Origin of the sequence: Streptomonospora alba (assembly GCF_000826685.1) — a bacterium.
Taxonomy (GTDB): domain Bacteria; phylum Actinomycetota; class Actinomycetes; order Streptosporangiales; family Streptosporangiaceae; genus Streptomonospora; species Streptomonospora alba.
This window is the reverse complement of sequence record NZ_JROO01000024.1, coordinates 22,578-44,450: the sequence shown is the minus strand read 5'-3', so window position 1 is coordinate 44,450 and position 21,873 is coordinate 22,578. Positions and strand designations below refer to the sequence as shown.

At 69.2% G+C, this 21,873-nt stretch carries 22 protein-coding genes; 12 read left to right on the top strand and 10 right to left on the bottom strand.

Annotation, left to right across the window (positions count from 1 at the left end; translation table 11 throughout):
- From LP52_RS28040 to LP52_RS13020, 4 genes are all read left to right on the top strand, one after another.
- On the top strand, nt 1-1,528 hold a 1,528-nt coding region (locus LP52_RS28040; RefSeq protein WP_202966103.1), incomplete at its 5' end, for an alpha/beta fold hydrolase.
- A gap of 79 nt (nt 1,529-1,607) precedes the next feature.
- Nucleotides 1,608-1,751: a hypothetical protein gene (locus LP52_RS27275; protein WP_169775367.1), complete on the top strand. Its 144-nt coding sequence runs from the start codon at nt 1,608-1,610 to the stop codon at nt 1,749-1,751.
- Nucleotides 1,752-1,826: 75 nt separating this feature from the next.
- Entirely contained in the window at nt 1,827-1,985 is a 159-nt protein-coding gene (locus tag LP52_RS27270; protein ID WP_157036316.1) for a hypothetical protein, read from the top strand.
- Nucleotides 1,986-2,108: 123 nt separating this feature from the next.
- Nucleotides 2,109-2,444: a hypothetical protein gene (locus LP52_RS13020; protein WP_040273654.1), complete on the top strand. Its 336-nt coding sequence runs from the start codon at nt 2,109-2,111 to the stop codon at nt 2,442-2,444.
- A gap of 146 nt (nt 2,445-2,590) precedes the next feature.
- Here the strand turns inward: LP52_RS13020 and LP52_RS13015 are convergent, their stop codons facing one another.
- Entirely contained in the window at nt 2,591-4,105 is a 1,515-nt protein-coding gene (locus tag LP52_RS13015) for a hypothetical protein (RefSeq protein WP_040273653.1), read from the bottom strand.
- 147 nt (nt 4,106-4,252) lie between these two features.
- Complete coding sequence (locus LP52_RS13010) at nt 4,253-5,044, bottom strand: DUF2637 domain-containing protein (RefSeq protein ID WP_040273652.1); 792 nt, start codon at nt 5,042-5,044, stop codon at nt 4,253-4,255.
- Nucleotides 5,045-5,645: 601 nt separating this feature from the next.
- Between LP52_RS13010 and LP52_RS28370 the strand changes: the two genes are divergently transcribed.
- The gene (locus LP52_RS28370; protein WP_238580899.1) at nt 5,646-5,858 is read left to right on the top strand and encodes a hypothetical protein; all 213 of its coding nucleotides are present in this window, start codon (nt 5,646-5,648) and stop codon (nt 5,856-5,858) included.
- Nucleotides 5,859-6,038: 180 nt separating this feature from the next.
- On the opposite strand, the gene LP52_RS13000 is transcribed toward LP52_RS28370, so the two are convergent.
- From LP52_RS13000 to LP52_RS12990, 3 genes are all read right to left on the bottom strand, one after another.
- A complete protein-coding gene (locus tag LP52_RS13000; protein WP_040273651.1) occupies nt 6,039-7,493 on the bottom strand; it encodes an MFS transporter in 1,455 nt (484 codons plus the stop codon).
- A 516-nt stretch (nt 7,494-8,009) separates the two neighbouring features.
- Complete coding sequence (locus tag LP52_RS12995) at nt 8,010-9,197, bottom strand: FAD-dependent monooxygenase (protein WP_040273650.1); 1,188 nt, start codon at nt 9,195-9,197, stop codon at nt 8,010-8,012.
- 35 nt (nt 9,198-9,232) lie between these two features.
- Nucleotides 9,233-10,195: a quinone oxidoreductase family protein gene (locus LP52_RS12990; protein ID WP_040273648.1), complete on the bottom strand. Its 963-nt coding sequence runs from the start codon at nt 10,193-10,195 to the stop codon at nt 9,233-9,235.
- A gap of 69 nt (nt 10,196-10,264) precedes the next feature.
- On the opposite strand from LP52_RS12990, the gene LP52_RS12985 reads away from it, so the two are divergent.
- Nucleotides 10,265-10,903 (top strand): TetR/AcrR family transcriptional regulator C-terminal domain-containing protein, encoded by a 639-nt coding sequence (locus tag LP52_RS12985; RefSeq protein WP_040273646.1) that lies wholly within the window; start codon nt 10,265-10,267, stop codon nt 10,901-10,903.
- Nucleotides 10,904-11,017: 114 nt separating this feature from the next.
- On the top strand, nt 11,018-11,257 hold the full coding sequence (locus LP52_RS12980) for a helix-turn-helix domain-containing protein (protein WP_052809793.1): 240 nt from the start codon (nt 11,018-11,020) through the stop codon (nt 11,255-11,257).
- Nucleotides 11,258-11,414: 157 nt separating this feature from the next.
- On the opposite strand, the gene LP52_RS12975 is transcribed toward LP52_RS12980, so the two are convergent.
- The 3 genes from LP52_RS12975 to LP52_RS12965 all read right to left on the bottom strand — a co-directional run bounded on the left by LP52_RS12975 (nt 11,415) and on the right by LP52_RS12965 (nt 14,080).
- Nucleotides 11,415-11,888: an HAD-IC family P-type ATPase gene (locus LP52_RS12975; protein WP_274518812.1), complete on the bottom strand. Its 474-nt coding sequence runs from the start codon at nt 11,886-11,888 to the stop codon at nt 11,415-11,417.
- Between the two features lie 32 nt (nt 11,889-11,920).
- Nucleotides 11,921-12,160, bottom strand: a complete 240-nt coding sequence (locus tag LP52_RS12970) for a heavy-metal-associated domain-containing protein (RefSeq protein WP_040273643.1) — start codon at nt 12,158-12,160, stop codon at nt 11,921-11,923.
- 222 nt (nt 12,161-12,382) lie between these two features.
- Nucleotides 12,383-14,080 (bottom strand): TIGR04141 family sporadically distributed protein, encoded by a 1,698-nt coding sequence (locus LP52_RS12965; RefSeq protein ID WP_040273641.1) that lies wholly within the window; start codon nt 14,078-14,080, stop codon nt 12,383-12,385.
- A 164-nt stretch (nt 14,081-14,244) separates the two neighbouring features.
- Between LP52_RS12965 and LP52_RS12960 the strand changes: the two genes are divergently transcribed.
- The 3 genes from LP52_RS12960 (at nt 14,245) to LP52_RS26565 (ending at nt 19,676) form a co-directional block, all read left to right on the top strand.
- A complete protein-coding gene (locus tag LP52_RS12960) occupies nt 14,245-16,305 on the top strand; it encodes an N-6 DNA methylase (protein WP_202966102.1) in 2,061 nt (686 codons plus the stop codon).
- 93 nt (nt 16,306-16,398) lie between these two features.
- Complete coding sequence (locus LP52_RS12955; protein ID WP_040273639.1) at nt 16,399-18,390, top strand: type I restriction-modification system subunit M; 1,992 nt, start codon at nt 16,399-16,401, stop codon at nt 18,388-18,390.
- On the top strand, nt 18,390-19,676 hold the full coding sequence (locus LP52_RS26565) for a restriction endonuclease subunit S (RefSeq protein ID WP_238580900.1): 1,287 nt from the start codon (nt 18,390-18,392) through the stop codon (nt 19,674-19,676). The genes LP52_RS12955 and LP52_RS26565 overlap by 1 nt, the downstream gene beginning before the upstream one ends.
- 48 nt (nt 19,677-19,724) lie before the next feature.
- Here LP52_RS26565 and LP52_RS12950 read toward each other — a convergent pair whose 3' ends face one another.
- Entirely contained in the window at nt 19,725-20,195 is a 471-nt protein-coding gene (locus tag LP52_RS12950) for an ATP-binding protein (RefSeq protein ID WP_052809791.1), read from the bottom strand.
- A complete protein-coding gene (locus tag LP52_RS12945) occupies nt 20,195-20,581 on the bottom strand; it encodes a hypothetical protein (protein WP_040273638.1) in 387 nt (128 codons plus the stop codon). The genes LP52_RS12950 and LP52_RS12945 overlap by 1 nt, the downstream gene beginning before the upstream one ends.
- A gap of 175 nt (nt 20,582-20,756) precedes the next feature.
- Here LP52_RS12945 and LP52_RS12940 point away from each other — a divergent pair, with 175 nt between their 5' ends.
- Both LP52_RS12940 and LP52_RS12935 read left to right on the top strand, forming a co-directional pair.
- Nucleotides 20,757-21,605 carry a helix-turn-helix domain-containing protein gene (locus LP52_RS12940; protein ID WP_040273636.1) on the top strand — a complete coding sequence of 283 codons (849 nt, stop codon included), beginning with the start codon at nt 20,757-20,759 and terminating at the stop codon, nt 21,603-21,605.
- A gap of 11 nt (nt 21,606-21,616) precedes the next feature.
- Nucleotides 21,617-21,817: a DUF397 domain-containing protein gene (locus LP52_RS12935; RefSeq protein ID WP_040273634.1), complete on the top strand. Its 201-nt coding sequence runs from the start codon at nt 21,617-21,619 to the stop codon at nt 21,815-21,817.
- Nucleotides 21,818-21,873 lie beyond the last annotated feature (56 nt).

Genomic DNA, 21,873 nt, shown 5'->3' with positions numbered 1-21,873 from the left:
GTTCCTCCACGGCAAGATCCGGGGGAAGGTCCACGATCCGGGCGTCGCCGAGCAGCTGCTGCCCAGGGGATACCCCCTCGGCGGCAAGCGGATCTGCGTGGACACCGGGTACTACGAGGCGTTCAACCGGGACGACGTTCACCTCATCGACATCAAGGACACCCCGATCGACGCCGTCACGCCGCGCGGACCGCTGGTCGACGGCGTCGAGTACCCAGTGGACGTCATCGTGTTCGCGACCGGTTTCGACGCGATGACCGGTGCCCTGTCGCGGATCGAGGTCCGCGGACGTGGAGGAGCCGCTCTCAGCGAGAAGTGGGCCGCCGGGCCGACGTCCTACCTGGGGCTGGCGGTCTCCGGCTTCCCCAACCTGTTCCTCGTCACCGGGCCGGGAAGCCCGTCGGTGTTCGGCAACGTGATCGTGTCCATCGAACACGACGTCGACTGGATTACCGAGGCCGTCGTCCACCTTCGCGAGCGGGACCTGGCGCTGATGGAGGCGACGCAGGACGCCGAGGACGCCTGGGTCCAGCACGTCGGGCAGGTCGCTGACAGCACCCTGCTGGCGGACGTCGGTTCCTGGTACACCGGCGCCAACGTGCCGGGCAAGCCACGTGTGTTCATGGGCTATGCCGGCGGTGCCGGGGAGTTCCGTCGGCGCTGCGAGAAGGTCGCCCGGCAGGGCTACACCGGTTTCTCGCTCAGGCCGGAACCGCCGCGCAGCAGGCCGTTCGGCGACGGCACCCGGCTCGAAATCACCGAGACCGGGACCGGCACACCCCTCGTGCTGGTGTGCGGAAACAGCCAGGATCACCGGCTATGGGCCCCACTGCTGCCCGCACTGGCTTGCCGGCACCGGGTGATCACCTACAACCACCGCGGCATCGGCGGCTCCGAACGCGGCGGCCGGGCCATCACCATGGCCGACCTCGCCGACGACCTCGCCGACCTGTTGAGGGGGCTCGGTGCCGCCCCCTCCCACGTGCTGGGCTGGTCGCTGGGCAGCGCGGTCGTCCAAGAGTTCGCGCTGCGCCACCCCGATCTTGTTACATCGCTGATTCTGTGCGGCACCTGGGGGCGTACCGACGCCTTTCAACGGCCCCTCGTCACCGCGCTGGCCCATCCCTGGCACACCGGACACCGGGACAGAGCACTCACCGCGCTCGGCATCACCTATTCGCGGGAGCTGCTGGACTCCGAGGAGCTCGGCCCGCTGATGGCACAGCTCGATCCGCTGTTTCCCAGTACGGACGAAGAGCTCGCCACGGTCGCCGAGCAGTGGGATGCGGACCTCGCACACGACAGCCTCGACCGCCTGGGCGGCATCGCGGCGCCCACGCTCGTCGTCGCCGGGGAGAAGGACCTGCTCACGCCCGCCTACCAAGGGCGCCTCGTCGCGGAAACGATTGCGACTGCCTCGTTCGAACTGTTCACCGGCCCCGGATCCAGCCACGCACTGCTCATGGAGCGCCCCGAAGAGTTCGCCGACCTGGTTCTGAAGTTCCTCACCGATCCTCCCTTGACCTGAAAACTCGCCCGCAGGCAACGCCCCACGGCCCGTGCCCTGCCAGGCGAGAGTCCACGATGCGGCGGGCGCGCGGATGGTCGTGGACTGGCGCGCCCGCATCGCAACCGCCTTGGACCAGGCCGACTCCAAGAACCCCATGGACGTTCGCGCGCGCCGCCGCTACGGATTCGACCGCGACGGCGAGCTGACGGCCGAGAGCGACGCGCCGCGCGGTCAGCAGTAGCGCGACCATTCCGACGACGCCGAACTCCGGGCCGAACGCGCCTTCCTCACCGACGCGCGCGCGGCCCTCGCCCGCATGCACACCGACGTCGTCACCACCGAAACCGTCCAGGACTACTCCGAGGACGCCGACTACACCTTCACCAACCGGCTCCTGGTCGCCGACCGCCAACGCCGCGCCGACGCCCTGGTCGACCTCGGCGACACCCCGCTGTTCTTCGGCCGCATGAACTAACCCGGCCGGCGCCGTCTACGAACGCGAACCCCAAGAGCCGGCCACCCGCACCCGCGCGAGCGAAAGCGACCGGGTCTACATCGGGCGCCGCCACGTCCACGACATCGACGGCGCGCTCCCCTGGTGATCGACTGGCACGCCCGCGTCTCATCCGCCTTCTACAGCGCCGGCCCCGGCGATCCCCAGGGCGCGCTGCTGCGCCGCCGCTACGGCTTCTCCGACGACGCCGAGCTCACCGCCTACGAGGACGAGCCCCTGACCGCCTCCGGGGCCGCGCACGACGGCGACGCCGGACAGTCGCTGCTGACGGCCGAAATCGAGCGGCCCCGCACCGGCCCGATGCGCGACATCGTCGTCACCATCCAGCCCGAACAGGACCACCTGGTGCGCGCCCCGCTGCGGCCCACCCTGTGCGTGCAGAGCGCCCCGCCTGGTGATAGGCCACCGGGCGTGGGGTGATCTCCGGCGAGTCTGCGACGGCAGAGGGAGCAGCAAGCGAACCGGCGAAGGTGGCGCGAGATCCGCGCCGGGCATCGACGCCACCCCCTACGCAAGCGCATGCGCGAACGGGGCTGTTCATCCCTCTGCCTGCCGAGCGGGAGCGGTCAACGCCGCCACGACGGAATTCCCCGATTGCGGAAGTACCCGCCGTCGCTGTACTCCGGCGCCTCCGACGGCGACTCCTTCGGGAACGGCCGGTACCGGTATTCCCGGTGCGGCCCGTGAGGGCTCCAGTCCCCGAGGAAGGGGCGCAGCTCGTCCGGAGTGGGGGCTGCGTCGAAGGACTGGCTTCGCAGCCCTGAGGCGGATCGGACGGGGTCCCGGCCCTGGGCGGTTTCCTCGCCCCACTGCGCCCACTGCCTCAGCCGCTCGGCGTGCTCGGGATCGGCACAGCCGCTGGCCTCTTCCTCCAAGTCCCGACAGAAGCGCCGGATCTCACCGACCGTGGTCCACGATTCGACCGCCTCGCGCAGGAGCGCATTGCGTTTCGCCACGACAGCTTGGCTTCGGGCTTCGGCCATCGCCTTTTCCCACGCGGCGCGCTTTTCGCGGTCCCGGCGCTCCTGTTCCTCTTCCCACTCCCTGAGCCGGCGCTCCAGGGCGCGCTTCTCCTCGTCCGCGGCCTGTGAACGGTGCTTCAACTCCGGAACAAGAGCCCGCACCTGGTTCTCCAGCCGGCGGCGCCCCTTGTCACTCCAGTCGGCGCATTCGGCGTGCGTCTCCGGTGAGATCCCGAGTCGCAGCCGACCGGTCCACCTGTGCTTGTACTTCGGCGGATGCCACCGATAGCGGTCGCCTGAGCGCTTGAATCCCGGGGGCGTCGGTTCCCCCACCCGCTCTTTATCCTCCGTGACGGTCAGGTCGTACTGGTGACCGTCGACCGTGACGAACAGGCCGGTGTTTCGGGGCTTCCTGGTCAGCACGAGCCGGTAGCCGCTCTTGTTCACCGCGGTGCCGACAGCCTCGATGACAGCTATGGCGCGAGGCCGCATCTGCTCGGACACCTGAACCATCGAAGGATCACGACGGAGCTCGTCCACGATCGCCGCTGTACCGGTGCATGTGGTGCCAGCGCTACCCCGGATCCGGTTCCACTCTGTCTCGCCGCCGTTGGCCGGATCGATCAGCTGGATGATCAGGTCTCCGGAACTGCGCCCGGTGTGCCGGAGCGATTTACCCGCCGGGACGATCCCGTCCCGCTTGGCGCGGTCCAGTGCCCTGCGGTAACGGGCCCGGGTCTCGGGATCCGGGTTCTCGATGTGCAGACCGCCTTCGGCCGAGAGCAACTGCTCGATCAGCTTCGCGGCGTCGCTCCCAGCCCTGGCCTGGGGGCTCTTAGACTTCGCCTGCTTTGCGCCGGCGGGAGGTGTCCGTTTCGTGGACGCCTTCCCGGTTGGTTTGTCCGGGTGGCGTCCGTTCTCCAGGTAGAAGCGGCCGGCTTCCGTGATGTGCGCTTGCCACCGGCCGTGGCGCTTGCGCGCCGTGACCAGGCCCCGATCGCGCAGCACGTAGGCCGAACGGCGGTACCCGGCTTGCGCCGGATCGCTGAGGTCGTCACCGTCAGCGATCCGCGACAGCACCGACAACTGCAGTTCGTTGAGCGGATCCCAGCGTCCCATGCCGTTCCTTGTCCGGACAGTGCAGGTGTGCTTCGGCTGAGTGAGAGGTAGGCCCGGCGAGTAGTCAGCATCCGAAGCTACATCAACCCGCCGTTGCCCGAGAGCCGAATGGGAATAAGAGACCCACCCACCGCAGCGAAAGGCAGATCACGCCGCATGCGAGGAAAAGGAGGCCGGTGAAGTGGTCGCTCCCCGGTCGAAGCGTCCCTGCTGGCCCCACTGCTTGATCAACCGGCCCCAACGGTCCTTGTGGTCGAAGCGGGCCGCGATCTCGCGGCCGGTGGGCAGCGAGCCGTCCTCGCCGCGGTTGTCTAACGCCCAGTGCCAGGCTTCGATCTGAATCCGCGGTACCGACTCCGTCGGGACGGCGGTTTCTGTAGCGACTGCCGATGTGGCTTCGTTGGTTGCCTCGACCACGTGCAGCCGGGGACGGCCGTCCCCGGTCGCCTTGGGCGTATCGACCTCCTCGGACGGAGCGGGCACCTCCGGATCGGCTGGTTCGGCCCCGGCTGTGCGTACCGCTTGCTCATCGTCGGCGTTCGCCGTGCGTACGCCGCGGGCGTCGATGCGGAACTCGCGCATGAGCAACTCGTAGGCACCCATCAGCGCGAAGCTCGGCCAGGCGTGGATCACCCGCGACCACAGGGTCGGATCGGCCACCGCGATGTTCGCGGCCAGGCTCGCGACGCTGCCGAGGATGAGCAGCGTCCACGGCAGCAGGCCGCCGCGCCGGCCGTGCCGGGCGTCGGCCAGCAGCGCCATCGACGACGCGACGATCATCCCGTCGACGGATAGGGGGAACAGGGCCGCGCGCCAGGCGGGCTCGCCGTGGCGATGGGCCAGCTCGTACATGTGGCTGTAGCTAACCACCGCGGCGATCACGGCCAGCATGAACACGGCGAGAATGGTTGTCCAGCGCGACCAGCGGGAAGAACTCATACCAGGTCACCGCCCCGCCAGATCCAGCTGGGCGGTCAGGCGGACCCGAGTGGTGGAGAAGGACGAGCGGGCCGAGGGGCTATAGGAATTTGGTTCAAGTCCCCCCTCGGACACGAACCATTTCCCCATGGGACTGGTTGATCACGTGGTGCGGGTCGAGATTCATCTCGGCCCGCACAGTGTTTTCTACGGGCTTGTAGCGCTGTCGCAGGCCGCCCCTTATAGACCTCGCTCTTGTCCGCGGGCTCCGCGTCATGGAGCACCTCGGCGATGTTGCCGAGCGCGTCAACGATGCTCATGATGTCGTCCTGGGGGGCCATCCCCGCGTGCGCGGGGAGCAGGCTGCCCCGCGCGGCTACACCCTGGAGCAGTGCCGCGGAGACCGTGCCGCGGCCCTCCCCGGAACGCCGTCTCCCATACACTGAGAGCTCCGCCCTCGGGCGGCCACGGCTTGCAACACCGTCGGAGGAGTAGCGCCATGGCCACCACGCCCCCCGGCCGCACCACCGACCTGCACGGCGAGATCACCACCGCGCTCTCCACCTGACGCGAACTCGGCCCGGAGTTCGACACCGAGGTCGCCGACTGGCTGGCCACGCGCATGGAATCGGAGACCGCACCGGAGCGCGAGGGGGAGCGTGATCGGCCCGGCTCCGCCACACGCAGCGCACGGACGCGCAAGGTCGCCGGGTGGGGCGCGCTTGGTATCGCCGCCGCCTGGGCGGCCGAGTCCGCCCCCGAGGCGCTGCCGCCGTGGGCGATCCTCGCCGTGGTCGCGATCGTGCTGCACGTGGTGCGGACCTGGCGGTCCTGACACGCCACCCGGCGTGGGGCCCTCCCGTGACGCCATCCGGCGCACGGTTTTTTCTGCGTACAGCGCCGCGCAGCGGTGAAATCCACGCGCCGCCGGAGCGGCGTCGACGCGGTCCTACGGGCCGCGCCGGATCGCGGGCACCCGCTCTGCGCGCGCAGGCGTTCGGGAGGGTCCGTCCGGCTAGACGCGGTAGGCCGACGTGATGCCCAGCCTCCGCACCAGGGCGCCGGCGGCCACGGCGGCGAGCGCGTAGAAACCGGCGAGGACTCCGATACTGCCGAACACCCCCGTCGCCGATTGCACGTTCTCTCCGGCGACGACCGTGTCGGTGGCTGAGAACACCGCCGAGACCACGAACGTCATGACCACTGAACTGATCGCCGTCATGACCGTGACCAGGCTGGACATGACGGCCTGCTGTTCTTCGCGGGCATGGACCGCCACCATGTTGAACCCGGACGTCATAAGCGCCCCCGCCGAGAGGGCCATCAGGAAGGAGAAGAAGAGCGCGGCGTAGAGGTCGGTGGCCCCCAGGAGCATGCCGATCGTGCCCACCGTGCCGATGGCCGCGCCGGCGGCCAGTGTCGCGGGCGGTCCGACGCGCGTGGCGCCCCATCCGGCCAGCGTTCCCGCGATCAGCATTCCGACCCCCGGTAGGGCGAACAGCAGGCCGACAGTACCCGTCGGACCGGCGATCCCGTAGCCGAGCTGCTCATCCGGCGAGACACGCGCGATGATGCTGATGATCGGGTCGATCGCCCGGACCGCCCCGGCTCCGAGGACGATCACGAGGAGCGTGAGCGCCAGCGGTCCGTCCAGGTTCCGGATGTCGATCACCGGCTCGCGCTTGCGGCTCGATACCAGGAACCACCGGGCCAGGGCCGCGGTGCCGCCGCCGAGAACGAGGAGCGGCCCCCCGGCGAGCCAGCCGAACTCCGGCCCGAGGCTGATGTAGCTGAGTACCGCCGCCAAGCCTCCGCCGAGCAGGACGGCTCCGGCGACGTCGATGGTGCCCGGTGTCTTGTTCGCGGACTCGGGGATGAGGGAGCGCACGCCGATCACCGCGATGAGCGCGATCAGCGCCGCCGCGACGAACACGATCCGGTAGCCGAACTCCGCGGACAGCACCTCGTAGAGGAAGGGGGTGGCCATGCCGAGTACTCCGGCACCGGTCCCCACGATGCCGATGACGGGCATCGCGATACGGAGTGTGCAGAGATCGCGGACGATGGCCATCGAGAGGAATATCGCTGCCACGGCGGCTCCCTGCACCAGGCGTCCGGAGACGAACACCCAGATGTTGGGTGCCGCGAGGCACACGAGGGAGCCTGCACAGGCGCTGAGCAGCGCGATCACGAGCATTCTGCGTTTGCCGTAGATGTCGGCGCACTTGCCGATGAGCGGGGCCCACATCGCTCCCGCCAGCATCGCACTGGAAGTCAGCCACGCCGCCTGGTCGGTGCCGAAGTGCTCCAGCAGCTGCGGCAGGACCATTGTCGGCGCCACGATGACCGTGTCGGCCAGGGCGTTGACCACGAGCAGTGCGGCCAACTGGCTGAAGAGGAGGGCGCTCCAGCGGGTGTGTTTGCCGGCGCCCGACGATTCGGGCGGGCTGTCGTCGATACCGGTGTGCATAGGCGCTCAGGGCCCTTTCTGGAATCGTATGGCGCAGACCGGGTAGCCCGGGAGGGGCTGAACCGCCCGTTCATCGCCGTACCGACGCACGGGCGGGCGGCCGTGCGGTGTCCGGGCTGCAGGTGTCCGCCGGCCCGGGGACGGCGCCGCCGAGCGCACCGGCGCGTTGCCGACCGGGGGCGCAGGCGGCCCCGGATGCAGGGGTTCATTGGCCGCCTGCGGACGGGTGGGCGCGGGCGTCTCCGGCGTGCAGGGTGCAGTCCGTGGGGTGGTCCTCCACCAGGCGGCCCCGGGGCTCCGGGGCCCGGCCACATCGGCAACCGCCGCTGCCGTTCGACCAGGCAGGCAGCGTCTCGAAGCCGGCCGCACTCCGGTTGCGCTGCCTCACCGCACAAGACGCGGTACTACGGGTCACACAGGCGCGATCGCGGTCTTTTCGGCCGTCCGAAGCCGGCGTTGCGCCGCTGCTGTAGGACGCCGGTCGATCGCGCTGCCGCCTGCGTACCGCTGCCTTGTTCACGCCGGTATCCCGGCCCGGGCCTGCTTGGCCAACCGCCGCTCCCGCACCGTGCACGCCACGCGCAGGACCACCGAGCGAAGTGCCTCGACGGGGCGGCTCGACGGCACGAACATCTGCTGCTTCAGGCGTGCGAGGCGCTGGTGCTTGGTGATGAACGGGCGCAACCGCGACTCCCATGCCTCCAGGGCGGCGTCGAGGTCGTCGGCGGACTCCCGCAGTGCCCTGCCCAGCTCGGCGCCGCCGCAGAGGGCGGCCGTGGCACCCATGCCCGAGTAGAGGTTGGGGCACCACGCCGCATCGCCCGACAGGAGGACCCGCCCCTCGCTCCAGCGGGGCATCCTCACCTGGTGCACCGAGTCGAACACGAACTCCGGAGCCTGTTCCAGGGCGGCCAGGGCATGCCGCACCACGGGGTCCTCCATCCCGGAGAAGACCGCACGCAGGCGCTGGACCGCGGATCCGGCGAACTGCCCCCGGGTGTCGCCGGTGCGGTAGGTCAGCAGGACGGTGGGCGGCCGGTCGGCGAACCCGAACACCCACACCGCACGGCCCGCCTGGGCGCTGATGAGGCTGTCGGCCGCGGCGAAGGACGGCATCTGCTCCTGGAGCTCGAACGCGCAGATCATCGCGTCCCAGTCCCGCATGTAGTTTTCGTGCGGGCCGAAAGCCATGCGGCGCACGCGCGAGCGCAACCCGTCGGCGCCGACGACCAGGTCGAAGTCCTCGCCGTAGCGTGTGCCGGTCCCGCCATCCTCCAGCAGCACCCGCACGCCGCCGCCGGTGTCCTCGATCTCTACGGGGGCCGTGGCGAAGCGCACCTCGACGGGCTCGCCCGTCGCCTCTCCGCTGATGCTGCGCCACAGGGCGGCTTCGATGTCGCCGCGGACCACCGCCGCGGGGTCGCCCGGCTGGTGCAGGAATCCCAGGCCCGGCTCGCGATCGCCGCGCCGGGTCAGCGACCACACTTTCCCGCCGTCGGGCGGGTTGCGGGTGTGGAGGTGGCCGGCGATACCGAGGTCGCGGGCCGCCCGCCTGCCCTCCGTCATCAGGCCGACGAAGTAGCCCCCCGTTCGCCGCTGCGGCGCCCGTTCGACGATCACCGGTGTCCAGCCGGCCTGGCGCAGCCCGAGAGCCGCGGACATGCCCGCGATCCCCAAACCGACGACCAATGCGCGCTTGTGCACGATGCCGCTCTCCTTCGCTCCTCGAATCGGCTGCCTCAGTCCGGGACGACGACGGCGCGGGTGCGCCCCTGGTGCGCCCAGGCCTCGCCGACGCGGCTGAGCGGGTAGGGGCTGTAGGGCGCGTCGAAGGTGCCGTCGGCGAACCGGGCGATGACCGCGGGAGCCTCGGCGATCATCCGCTCCCTCGTCACCGAGCCCGCGCCGCTACCGCTGATGCGGATCCTTCGGCTGCGCAGCAGCGCCGCGGGCAGCGCCGCCTCGGTTCCGGCGAGCGAGCCGATCTGCACGTAGTCGAGGGTCCCGCTGGCGTCGTCGTCCGGGCCGGGCCCTGCCAGTGCGGTGAAGGCGGCCTCGGCCACGGGGCCCCACACGAAGTCGAGGACGAGGGCGGGCCGGGCCTCGGCGACGGCCGCGCCGAGGGCGGTCGCCCAGGCATCGGGCCCGTCTCCGGCGGGGGCGAAGGTGACGGCGCCGAGGCCGCGCAGCCGCTCAAGGGACTCGTGGTCGCGCCCGGCCGCGATGACGCGTTTCGCGCCGAGGGACAGCGCCGCCCGCACAGCCAGGCTGCCCGACATGCCGGTCGCGCCCAGCACCAGCACGGTGCCCGGCTCGCCGGCCTCCTCGCACCGGGCGGCCAGCGCCATCCAGCCCGACATGGCGGGGTTCATGCCGGCGGCGACCGCGAGCGGGTCGGCCCCGGCGGGCAGTTCCACCTCGAACGGGGTGACCAGCCGCTCGGCCATCGTGCCCCACGGCGACGGGGCCAGGCCCGTGTAGACCAACCGCCCGTCGTCGGTCCGGGCCACGGCGTCGATGCCCGGCACGAGGGGATAGGCCTGTCCGCTGCCGTAGTGGCGGCCGGAGGCCAGTCCGCGCACGACGTGGTGCAGACCCGCGCCCACGAGTCGCAGCGGCGGCCGGTCCTGCCGCGGTTCGGGGTCCGGGAAGTCCGCGCAGACGGGGACCGCTTCGGGGGTGTTGACGACTGCAGCACGCACGGCAAGTTCCTTAACTTAGTTCAATTCGACTGCTCCCCACCGTCACTGAACTTTGTTAAACTGTCAAGCGTGGCGAAGGGCATCACGCGGGAACGCATCGTGGCGGCAGCACTCGAACTGCTCGACGACCAGGGCATGGACGCCCTCACCGTCCGCGCGCTCGCTTCCCGGCTCCAGGTAGCGGCCCCCGCGCTGTACTGGCACGTCCGCAACAAGCAGGAACTGCTCGACGAGATGAGCACGTTCGTCATGCGCCGCGTCACCGACGCGCTCTCCCAGGTCCCTCCCGGGGCGAGCTGGCGCGACGACGTGGCCGCCTACGCCCGCGTCCTGCGCTCGCAATACCTGCTCCACCGGGACGGGGCACGCATCTTCAGCGGCACGCGGATCTCCGATCCCGACGTGGTGAAGGCGAAAGAGCCCTGGCTCGCGCGCTTGAGGGGGGCCGGCTTCACACTCGCCGGGGCGGACGACGCCCTCGACCTGGTCACCGCGTTCGTGGTCGGCTTCGTGATCGAGGAGCAGGAGCGGGGCCAGTCGTTCGGCGCAGACCCCGACCGCTACTCCCTCGCCGAGCGTGACGCGTGGCTGGGCGACGGTGCCGAACTGGTCAAGGCCGCCGGGCACCTCCGCGACGACGGCGAGCACAGGTTCGAGCGGCAGCTCGGCGTCGTTCTCGACGGCCTCGCAGCCGACCTGGACCGCTGACGCCCCGGCGCGGAGAGCGAGGGGACCGGCAGTGGCGCCGGGGCCGGAGGCCGGGTAGCGCCCCCGCGCGGATCGGAGGCGGAAACGCGGCTGGCGTCGGTCATCTCCGACGATGTGGGTTCCCGGCTGGCCGACTACCTGCTGTCGCTGCCGGGGCGCCCGCACCGGGGAGGGCTGGAGGTGGAGCTGCCGGTAGCGAAGAAGGACGTCGCTTCGCTGCTGGACACCACGCCGGAGTCGCTGAGCCGCGAGCTGCGCCGGCTGCGGCAGTCCGGTGTGATCATCGCCCAGGAGGGACGCAGACTGGTGATCGGCGACCTCGACTCGCTGATGGAGTTGTCGGCACAGGGTTGAGCCGGCCCGGCCGACTCGGGCCGGCAGAGCGGCCGGAGTGGAGACGGGCGACCCCTGCGCCCCCGGAGGGCGTTGCGGGGACGCCGTGTCCATGCGATCGGCCGCGCGACGCCCCTTTCCCGGGGTCGCGCGGCCGGGTCGGTCGCCGGGGTGCCGGTCAGGTCGCCTGTACGGGACGGGCTTCCCCGGTAATGCCCGCCTGTTCGCCGGCCTCGCCGGTGTGCCGCCGGGCCCGCCCCTGGGCCCGCCGGCGCAGGAGGCGCATCGCGTTGGCGATGACGACCAGGACTGAGACCTCGTGGACCAGCATCCCGATGGCCATGGTGAGGCCGCCGAAGAGGACACCGCCGAGGAGTGCGGCGACGGTACCCAGGGCCACGACGATGTTCTGGCGCATGTTGTTGACCGTGCGCCGGGCCAGGGAGACCGCCTGGGGCAGTTTGAGCAGGTCGTCCTTCATCAGAGCGATGTCGGCGGTCTCGATCGCCACCCCGGTGCCGGCCGCTCCCATGGCCACTCCGATGTCGGCGGTGGCCAGCGCGGGCGCATCGTTGACGCCGTCACCGACCCTGGCCACGGTGTGGCCCTGGCGCTTGAGGCCGTCCACGGCTTCGAGCTTCTGCTCGGGCAGCAGCCGTCGCGGCCGTCGTCGGGGCGGTCGGCTCAGAACGCGGCAGGCCGGGCGGTGTATCCGGCCTTGCCGACTGCCTCGACCAGGTCCTCGGCACTCGACACGGTCGGCTCGTGCTGGACTGCGATCCGGGCGGAGGCGAAGTGCACCTTGACCGACTCCACGCCCTTGAGGCGGCCGACCCGCTTCTCGATCTTTGCCACGCAGGAGGGGCAGGAGAAGCCCTCTGCCCGCAGAATCGTGGTGGTCGTGCTGGGGGTTGTGGCGCTCATGGCCGTTCCTCCCGGTGTGTTTTTCTCCCTGTTCAGGGCTTTCAGGAACAGCCGTAGGAATGACCGCCCCACCTCGCCTTGACGTAGGTCAAGCCGCCTGGTCGGTGGACACACACCGCGCTTGCGCCGGGCGGATCGATCCCGGGGCCTGGTGCCCCGGGATCCCCCGCGGATGCCGCGGACCGTGCGCACGAGCGGACCGCTCGGTGGATGCGGTGCCGCTCAGCCGCCGTGCCCGATGGCGGCGACCTCCACCTCGATCCCGCACCGGCGCAGCGCCACGGCGGTGCGGTACAGCTCGACCTGGGCCAGCGGGTAGAGGTTGTTCACGGTGATCTGGGAGTGCTTGGCCAGCCGGATGGCGAAGACGACGGTCCTCGGCCGGAAACCGGTGAGATCGCGCTCGGGCTCCATGCGGGCCACGGCGTTGGCGAACCACTCGCGGGCCTGCTTCTCGTAGTGCAGGCTCTCCACGGCCGACTTGGCCTGGTTGAACAGGTGGCTCAGGCCCGATGCCGACGCCCCCTGCTTGACGTGGACCAGCTCGTTGCCCGGGCCGAGAATGTCGCACAGCTCCACTCCCTTGCCGGAGTGGACCCCGGTGCGGGCGAGGTTCTTGTCCAGGCAGAGGTAGCCCTGCGTCTTGCCGGCGTGCCGGTTGTAGGCGGCTTCGGGGGACTCCTTGTCGCCCTGGTATGCCAGCCGGGCCGGCCAGTCGGGGAGGTCCAGGCAGGAGCCGCGCGCGAGGAGGTCCGCGACCTCGCTGCGCACCTCCTCCAGGTAGCGGGGGCCGTACTCGTACCAGCGCCCGTCCCGCAGCACGTACATCTCGCTTCCCGGCGACACCGTGGCCTCGATCCAGTAGCACAGGTTGCGGTGCGTGGCGATCTCCCGCCGGCCGCCGACGTCCTCGAACAGCTTGATCCACCCGTTCTTGAGGGCCTGGGCGAGGGTCCCCTTCCTCAGGTGGCGGAGCCGCGCCACCAGGTCCTCCACCCGGAGTTCGGTACGCAGCGGGCACGTTGCGGGCCCGATGCGGACCTGGAAGGACCGCGCCTCCTCAAGCTGGTCGAAGACGTCCAGCGGCGGGGAGATCGCCAGCCCGATGGACTCCGGGTCGCGCAGCCCCTCCTCGACCAGCGACCAGAGCGTCTCGGCCTGCTGAGGGGAGCGGACCTCCTTGCGGTCCTGAAGGAACCGCAGCTCCTTGCGCACGGAGTGTTCTTCCACGGTCGCGGCGATGAATCGGATGTCGTTGACGAGGTCGGCCTGCTCGACTCCGAAGTGGGTGCGGATGGCGTCCCCGCATTCGGCGAAGCGCGCCTTCTCACCGCCCCGCGCGGCGGTGAGCTCGTTCAGCCCGCACCTGGCTTTGAGGCGGTTCACCAGCTCCCTTTCGTGCTGGAGCCCGAAGGTGCGCACCTCCCGCCCCTTGGGGATGTGGATACTGCCGTAGCGGTTCACGGTGTCCATGTCGCGGGTGTTGACCGTGGCCACCGTCGCCGGGTCGAGGGCGCAGGCGGCGAACGTCCGTCCGAAGTCCGGATCCCTGAGGTCTCTCGGGATGAGGTGGTGTCCGTGCCCGTAGCTGAACGCGTAGACGCGGTCGTCCACCGCGACGAGGACGGCGGCGACCGGGGAGGTCGCGCGCAGGTCCAGGTCGACATCGGTGGTCCGGGTGGCGTCGGCCTGCCAGTCGGGCGGGCGTTCTCCGCCGCGCATCCCGAACAGCACCACCGCGGGCATGCCGTCGATGCGGGTTGTGCTGAGGTCGAGCTCTCGGCGGGCGGTTCCGGCTTCGTCGAAGACGGCGCGCATGCTCTGCTCGTCCGCGCCGACACCGGTCAGCCGGTACAGCGTGACCTCGCGGACGCGGGCGGCTTGGGGCGGCTGGGGGCTGGGAAGTGCCGTTCGGGTCATTGCGATCTCCCGGGGAAGTAGCGGGACACTGTCGTGAACACATCGCCGAACACAATCTCTGCGGCGACTCCGTCAATGTAAACTATGACTGTGAACGTAGTCAACAAACATACTTCTGTGTACGGGTGTTCCCCTGCACATACGGCTGCGATAGGGTCAACACCATGGCAGGATCGATGCCGGACACCGGCGACGGCGACGCCGCGACCGTCAGCGCGGCCGAGATCGCCCGCCTGGCGGGGGTGGGGCGCGCCGCGGTGAGCAACTGGCGGCGCAGGTACGGCGATTTCCCGGAACCGGTGGGCGGCACGGACACCAGCCCGTCGTTCGACCTGCGCGAGGTGCGCGGCTGGCTGGAGCAGCAGGGCAAGCTCGCCCGCGCGCCGAGCGTGGAGTCGGTGTGGCAGCTCATGGACGCCGCGCGGGGCCGGCTGGACACCGCCGACGCGGTGGCGTTCGCGGGTGCGGCACTGCTGGTGGCGGCCTCGGAGCGCGACACGGCGGCAGTGGCGGACGCCGAGCTGGACGACCGTATCCGGGCGGTGTTCACAGCCGTCCCCGACACCGGCGCACCGGAGCTCCCCCCTGTTCACACGTTCCGGGAGGCACTGGAGGCCCTCGCCGAGCTGGCCCGTGAGGAGGGCGGCCCGCAGGAGGCCTTCGAGCGGCTCTACGAGCGCTTCCTCACCTCGGTCACCCGCCAGTTCACCGCCACCCCCGATGAGCTCGCCGAACTGATGGTGGATCTCGCCGGCCGCCCCGGGGGCACCGTGTTCGACCCGGCGTGCGGGGCGGCCACCCTGCTGCGCACGGCGTTCCTGCGCGGCCGGGGGGTGCGTCCCGTCGGTCAGGAGTTGGCCGCGGGCTTGGCACGGCTGGGCAGGGTGCGGCTGGCGCTGGCCGGTGCCGAACCAGATATCCGCGCGGGCGATTCGCTGCGCGCAGACGCCTTCCCCGATCTGTCTGCGGACGCGGTCCTGGTGTACCCGCCGTTCAACCAGCGGGACTGGGGTGTCGAAGAGTTGGGCTTCGACGCCCGCTGGGAGTACGGGCTGCCGGCGAAAGGGGACTCGGAACTCGCCTGGGTGCAGCACGCACTCGCCCGTGTCCGGCCCGGCGGCGCGGTCGTCGTGGTCCTCCCGCCAGGGGTGGCGTCGCGGCGTTCCGGGCGCCGGATCCGCTCGGAGCTGCTGCGCCGGGGGGCGTTGCGCGCGGTGGTCGCCCTGCCCGCCGGGCTCGCACCCCCGATGGGCGTTCCCCTCACACTGTGGGTGTTGCGGCGCCCCGCCGAGAACGAGCCCGCGCCCTCCGATGTGCTGATGGTGGATGCCGCCGCGGCGGTCGCCGAACCCGCCTGGCCGAAGGTGCGCGAGGCGGTGCTGGACGCCTACGAGCCGTTCGCGGCCGGCCGGGAGACCGGCGGCGAGGAGGCCGGTTACCGACGGGCGGTGCCGGTGGTCGACCTTCTCGGCGAGGACGTGGATGTCACCCCGGCCCGGCACCTCAGCCCGGCCGCCCCCGATGTGTCCGGGCTCGGTGAGGCCCGTAAGGCCCTGGCCGGGCTCGCCGGGCGGCTCCCGGGGCTGCTGCCGGAGGTCGCCGAGGCGTCGCCCGGGTCGCGGGCCGCGGTGACCGTGCATGATCTGGTGCGCCGCGGGCAGGTGGAGCTGCTCTGGACACCGTCGCACCGCCGCGGGGAGGACGACGCCGCCGGGCCGGAGGCCCTTCTGGCGTTCACGGTCAAGGACGTGCTGTCCGGGGGCCCGCCGTCGCAGCGGATACCGGAGGGTGCGGACACGGTGCGGGCCCGACCGGGTGATGTGCTGGTGCCGCGCGCGCCCCTCGCCCGCCCGGCGGCTCGGGTGGTCGCAGACACCGAAGCGGGAACACCCGTCGCGGGCAACGTAGTGGTCGTGCGCCCGGACCCCGACGCGGTCGATCCGTGGTTCCTGGCCGCCGTGTTCAGCGGCTCCGAGGTGGCCCAGCGCTCCTCCTCACTGCACCGTTCCTCCCTCGTCGACGTCCGGCGGGTGGAGCTACCGCGCCTGCCGCTGCTGGACCAGCAGCGGATCGGGGCGGCCTTCCGCCGGCTGGATGAGTTCCGCACCGCCCTTGACGGGCTGTACCGGGCGGGTGACGAGGCGCGGCGCACGATGGTCGACGGCCTGATCCACGGCGCGCTCCGCCCGATCGCCGACGGGCCGGACGGCACTCCCGGCGGATGAGCGGCGCCGGATCGGCGGAACCGGTCGCGCTTGTCGTAACCGCGTCCCAGACTTTCCCTGACCCCCCTTCGTTCTCGGTAAGGAAAACCCGCAATGAGTTCTGAGCACCAGCGGCTCGCCGGCTTCCTCTGGTCGGTGGCCGACCTGCTGCGCGGCAGCTACAAGCAGTCGGAGTACGGCCGGGTGGTGCTGCCGTTCACCGTGCTGCGGCGGCTGGAGTGCGTGCTGGAGCCGCACAAGGCCGCCATCATCGAAAAGCGCGACGAGCTCAAGGAGAAGGGGATCGAGAACCGGGAGCGCCAGCTCCTGTCGTTCGTCCGGCCGCTGGGGTTGAGCTTCTTCAACGAGTCGAATCTGAGCCTGACGAGGATCGTGGGGTCCGAGACCGACGAGCACGTCATCGCGCGGAACCTGCGTACCTACATCGGCGGTTTCTCCACGACGGCCGCGGACATCTTCGAGCACTACGATTTCACCAACCAGATCGCCCGGTTGGAGAAGTCGGGACTGCTGTACCAGGTGGCGGGCAAGTTCGCCGAGGTGGATCTGAGCCCGGAGCGGGTGTCCAACCATCAAATGGGCTACCTGTTCGAGGAGCTGATCCGCAGGTTCTCCGAGATCTCCAACGAGACCGCCGGTGAGCACTTCACCCCGCGAGAGGTCATCAACCTGATGGTGAAGCTGCTGCTGTCGCCGGACGAGGCCGATCTACTCACCCCGAACAGGGTTTTCACCGTGCTGGACCCGGCGTGCGGAACCGGGGGCATGCTCACCGCGGCCGAGGACTTCATCACCGAGCACAACCCGAACGCGACCGTGAAGCTGTTCGGCCAGGAGATGAATCCGGAGTCCTACGCGATCAGCCGCTCGGACACGCTGATCAAAGGTGAGCAGGCCGACAACATCAAGCTCGGCAACTCCTTCACCGACGACCGGCACGCCGCACGGTCGTTCAGTTACCTGCTGGCCAATCCGCCGTTCGGGGTGGAGTGGAAGCAGGCCCGCGCCGAGGTCGAGGCCGAGCACGAGAACAAGGGGTACCGGGGCCGGTTCGGGGCGGGGCTGCCCCGGATCAACGACGGTTCGCTGCTCTTTTTGCAGCACATGATCCACCACATGCGAACACCCGACGAGGGGGGAGCGCGCGTGGCGATCGTGTTCAACGGTTCCCCGCTGTTCACGGGCGGTGCGGAGTCGGGCGAGTCCAATATCCGCCGGTGGATCCTGGAGAACGACTGGCTGGAAGGGATCGTGGCCCTGCCGGACCAGCTCTTCTACAACACGGGGATCTCTACGTACTTCTGGATCCTGTCGAACAAGAAGGATCCGGCCCACAGGGGCAGGGTGATCCTGCTGGACGCCCGCGAGGAGTGGGAGAAGATGCGCAAGAGTCTCGGCGACAAGCGCAAGTTCATCCCGGACGACCGGATCGCAGAGCTGACGAAGGTGTACGTGAACGCCCTCTCCGAGGCGGAGTCGGACTCGCGGGTGAAGGTGTTCCGGCCGAGGGATTTCGGGTACCGGCGAATCACGGTCGAGCGCCCGCTGCGGCTGCGTTTCGAGGTGACCGAGGAGGCGCTGGCCGAGCTGGAGGCCAACAAGACCCTCGCCAAGGACACCGATCTGCGGGACAAGGTCCTCGCCGCGCTGCGCCCTCTGGCCGGCCGGGATCCGGTTTACAGCAGGGCCGACTTCGACGCCACGCTGAAGGCCGCCTACGCCGACGCGGGGCTGACCGGCATCCCGGCCGCCGTCACCAAGCAGGTGTGGAACGCGGTCGGCGTCAGCGACCCCGAAGGCGAGCTGCAGAAGGACAAGAAGGGCGATGTCCTTCCCGACACGGACCTGCGCGACTACGAAAACGTTCCGCTGGACGAGGACATCCACGCCTACCTGGAGCGCGAGGTCCTCCCGCACGTCCCTGACGCCTGGATCGACGAGAGTAAGACCAAGGTGGGCTACGAGATTCCCTTCACCAGGCATTTCTACCAATACACCCCTCCAAGACCACTGGAAGAGATCGATGCCGAGCTTAAGGAGCTTGAGGGAGAGATCCAGTGTTTGTTGGGGGAGGTGACGGAGTGATGTGGCCAACCGTTCGCCTTAAATACATAGCCAAACTAACAGCCGGGGGAACACCGAAATCAGACGTAGAAGAATACTGGTCTGATGACGATTACGGATACCCCTGGGTTTCCATATCTGATATGTCAACCCACGATAAGGTCACTGGCACAAATAGCCGGATCACTAAGAAGGGGTTAGTCGCCGCGCGACTCAGACCTTCCCCTCCCAAAACACTACTTTTCAGCATGTACGCCAGTTTAGGGCACACCGCTTGGCTTGAACCGAGCGGAACTTGGAACCAGGCAATCCTCGGTATTACCCCAAACAGAACAGTTGACGGACGCTTCCTCAATTATGCATTGATAAGCATCCGCCCCAATATCCATCAATTCGCGCGAAGCAACACACAATCAAACCTCAACGCCGAACAAGTTGGCAACCTCACCCTACCCAATCCCAGCATGGACGACCAACGACGCATCGCCGACTTTCTCGATACCGAGACGGGGCGGATTGATCGGCTAATCCAAACCCGTGAACGCCAGTCCAACAAACTCGCCGAACGCGCCTATGCAGAAGTATCGGAGTCCTTATTTCCGGGAATCCTCACCTCGCCACTCGGAACATATCCCTGGAAATGGCTCCCACGACTGGAGGATTCCACTCCATTGGTCCGACTCGGGTACGTATGTCGAATCCAGGGCGGTGTTACCCTCGACGAGTCCAGGGATACTGGCGAAAGAAGCGTCACCCTTCCCTATTTGCGTGTCGCCAACGTACAAGCGGATCATGTGGACCTTTCTTCCGTGTCGCAGATCACGGTCCCGGTTCCAGTCGCTGCGCGTTCCACACTGCGGGCAGGCGATGTTCTCATGACCGAAGGAGGAGACATCGACAAATTGGGACGAGGGACGGTCTGGCGCGGCGAGATCCCCGGCGCGCTACACCAAAATCACATATTCGCTCTGCGCCCGTCTAAAGACCATCTCGATCCCGATTACCTAGCCCTTCTCACACGGTCGTTGCATGGACGCTGCTATTTCGAGAGCACCGGTGTGCGCAGCACAAATCTCGCTTCGACCAACAGCAGCAAGGTTCTTGCGTTCCCCATTCCGCTACCTGAGGTCTCCCGACAGCGGGAACTGGTCTCCGCCGTCTATAAGTCGTTGGAAAGCATCAGAGAAGCCAAAGACGCAATCGACCGCCAGCTCTCCCTCCTCGCTGAGCGACGCCAGGCGCTCATCACTGCCGCTGTCACCGGCCAGCTCGATGTCACGACAGCGGGGCGGGCGGCCGTGGGGTGACGCCGGGGCGCGGATCGACGGCCGCCCTACCGGACAGGGGGGTGAGGGTCAGCGTCTGATCTTGGTGTGGAAGTGGGCCCAGGTGACCATCGGGCCGGTGTAGTCGTCGGGGGTGGGGGTGTGGACACCGCAGCACGGGTCGGCTTCGGCGGGCACGCGGCCCCAGCCGTGGGAAAGGGCACCGGCGAGGGCCAGGCCGCAGCCGCCGGGGCGCATCGGGTCGAGGGGGCGGCTCTCGGCTCGGGTGATGGCCTGCCCCTGGTCGATCACCTCCAGGTGGAGGACACCGGCCGCCAGACCCACCAAGCCCACGTCCACCTCACCGTCGGGGCGGCCTGAGGCGGTGTGGCGCAGGGCGTTGCTGAAGAACTCGCTGGCGACCACTTCCACGGCGTCGGCCACGTCGTGAAAGTCGCGCACCAGCGCCCGCGCCCAAAGGCGGACCTCACGGCACTGCTCCGCCGTACCGGGAAAGGACCGGTAGGCGCTGAGCGTGAACGGAGAGAGTACGTCTTCCATCACGCCACCTCCGCGAACGCACCCGAGGCGGCGTGCGCGACCTGCTTACCACGTGCGCGAGGGCGGCGGCTGAACAGATCCCGGACTTTTCCCGCGCCGCCCCCGTCCGCCGGGCGGAGCCCGGCGAGGATCGCGGCAACGTCGCGCGGAGAGTCCGCCGGAGCCTGACCGTCCCGGCCCCAGACGAACCACCAGGAGTCCCCCAGCCACATGGCTACGACGGCGACCCGGCGGCCGTCGGGACCGATGGTGTGCATCACCGGATGGTCGGAACCCGCCAAGGCGATCAGAGCGGGCCGGCCGAACCCGTGGATCTCTTCCTGCAAGCGGGAGAGCAGGGAGCGGCGGACAGATCCTATGGACGGTTCGGGCGAGGGCATGGGCATGCTGACTCCTCCCAACGTTGAAGTGTTGCTATAATTGCCGCAACAGTAGCTCAACACCGAAGCAACGTGACAGGCTTTCCCAGAAAAACTCGAAACCCGAGAAACATGTCCACATTCGCGAAGTCTGTACTCCCAGTCGTCCCGCTACGCCCGCGAACCAGCCACGGAGGAACGCATGTCCCACGCACGCCAGAGCACCATCGCCGGTCGCGGCTTGGGAGCTGATCTGCGAGCGTTGCGCAACATGCGGGGATTCAGCCTCCGACACGTCGCAACACAACTTGGCTGGCAACCCTCCCGACTCTCCCGGATCGAGACCGGGAAGCAGGGCATCACGACCGAAGACGTGGCCTCGCTCCTGGTCATCTACGGCGTCACCGGGGAGGAGCGCGATCGTCTGCTGGCCAAGACCGAGCGGGCCGACGAACCGAACCTGTGGGAGATCCAGGGACCGCTCTCCCAGGAGTCGAGAACCCTCATCCAGATCGAACCCGCCGCGACCAGCATCCTCAACTTTCAGCCGCTGCTCCTGCCCGGCCTGTTGCAGACCCCGGACTACACTCGGGCGTTGATGAAAGCCGGTGGCGTTTCGGAAGACGACGCCGAGATCCGGGTGGCGGCGCGAATGAGCCGGCAGGCGATCCTCAGCCGGGAGAACCCCCCGACTTTCGAGGTCATCCTGGACGAGTGCGCACTCCGGAGGGTCGTCGGCAGCGCGAAGACCATGGCACGCCAACTCCGCCACCTCGCCGAAGCGACCGAGCGTCCCAACGTGCACCTGTGGGTGTTGCGCTACACCGTGGGCGCGCACACCGGCCTGGACGGCGCCTTCGCGCTGTTCGACTTCGTCAAGGACGGCCCCGTGGTCTACCTGGACCACAAGATCTCCGGGCTCTTCCTGGAGGAACCCGAGCAAGTCGCCTTCTTCCGAACCGAGGCCGATAGGCTGAAGTCAGTCGCGCTGACGCGCCAAGACTCCGTGGATACTGTTGCGGCCATCGCAAAGGAACTCGATCAGGAATGAAGGCATCCCCTATGAGCACCCGACTCTCAGCGGAAACCTGGCGCAAGAGCTCCTACAGCGGAACTAACGCCGACTGCGTCGAGTGCTCCAGCGCCGCCCTCCCCTCCTCGGTCGCCGTGCGGGACTCCAAGCACCCGCAGGCGGGGCACCTGTCCTTCTCCGGCTCCGAGTGGTCGGCGTTCCTCACCGCTGTGAAGGCCGCCCGCCTGTAGAACTCTTCGACTCGTCGGCCGAATACCGGTGGCTCGGGAGTCGCAGTGGCCGGGTC